This is a genomic window from Neptuniibacter marinus, from assembly GCF_001597725.1.
GTDB lineage: Bacteria > Pseudomonadota > Gammaproteobacteria > Pseudomonadales > Balneatricaceae > Neptuniibacter > Neptuniibacter marinus.
Genome location: NZ_LUTR01000045.1, coordinates 1 through 1,410, shown reverse-complemented (window position 1 = coordinate 1,410; position 1,410 = coordinate 1). Strand labels below are relative to the sequence as shown.

Annotated in this window: 1 protein-coding gene; it reads left to right on the top strand. The window is 49.8% G+C overall.

The features are described 5' to 3' along the window. Positions 1–126: 126 nt before the first annotated feature. Positions 127–1,410, top strand: a 1,284-nt coding sequence (gene ltrA, locus A3774_RS15945) for a group II intron reverse transcriptase/maturase (RefSeq protein ID WP_231868006.1), incomplete at its 3' end; no start/stop codon positions are given.

The window sequence follows — 1,410 nt, the reverse complement described above, 5'->3', positions numbered from 1 at the left end:
AAGTCAGCAGACGGCATAGTAGCCCAACGGTCAGCGTAATGGCTGATACATGGTGAAGGCCTGAACATTAAGAATAAAGGAGGAGCCTTGTCACACTTGAACGCACGAACGCCGTCAGGCGATGACGTGATTCAGCGTAGTGATCTGAAGCCAGCCTTTAGTAACGATCTATTTGAGCGTGTGCTGCAACGGGATAACCTCTCAGCGGCATGGAAACGCGTTCAAGCCAATAAAGGGGCTGCAGGAGTGGATGGCATGACCATCAACGAATTTCCCGTATGGGCAAGAGCAGGACACTGGACGAAGGTCACTACCGAACTGGCAACAGGTCGATATACGCCCTCACCGGTCAGACGCGTTGAAATCGATAAACCCGATGGTGGTACTCGCCAACTGGGGATTCCAACCGTCTGTGATCGAGTGATTCAGCAAGCGATTGCCCAAGTCCTTACGCCTATTTTTGATCCCGATTTCTCAAACAATAGTTTTGGATTCCGGCCAAATCGAAATGGGCAACAGGCGGTAAAGCAGGTGCGAGACATCATCAAGGAAGGTCGCCGCTTCGCGGTCGATGTCGATCTGTCTAAGTTCTTTGACCGAGTTAATCACGATCTGCTGATGACGCGCCTTGGTGACAAGGTGAAGGACAAACGTCTTCTACGATTGATTAAACAATACCTGCGAGCTGGGTTTGTCGACAACCAGTTCTATGGTGTGAGCCGAGAAGGTGTACCGCAAGGCGGGCCACTATCGCCGCTACTAGCGAACATCATGCTCGATCCTCTGGACAAAGAACTTGAGAAACGTGGCCATAAGTTTGCCCGCTATGCCGACGACTTTACGATAGTGGTAAAGAGTCAGCGAGCAGGTGAACGCGTACTACGCAGTATCAGTCAGTACTTGCAAAACCGCTTGAAGCTGGTCGTCAATACCGATAAAAGTCGCGTCGTTAAAACCAGTGAGAGTAAGTTCTTGGGGTTTACCTTCAAGGCTGGTCGTATTCAATGGCATGAGAAAACGCTACTGAAATTTAAGCAGCGGATACGCATGTTAACGAATCGTAACTGGGGGGTGTCGATGAAATATCAGCTCTTCAAAACCAGCCAATTTATACGTGGCTGGATTAACTATTTTGGCATCGCCAATTGCTACCAACTCTGCGTCGATCTAGATCATTGGATTCGGCGCAGAATAAGGATGGCTTACTGGCGGCAGTGGCGAAAGCCACGCACCAAGGTAAGGAACCTGATGAGTCGAGGCGTCCACGTACAGGCGGCTGTTGCGTGTGGCATTACCAGTAAAGGCCCATGGCGAAGCTCTAAAACACCGGGGATTAATCAGGCATTATCCAATGCTTACTTAAAATCTCAGGGGCTTTATGAATTGCGCGATGGATGGATCAAGCTTCAC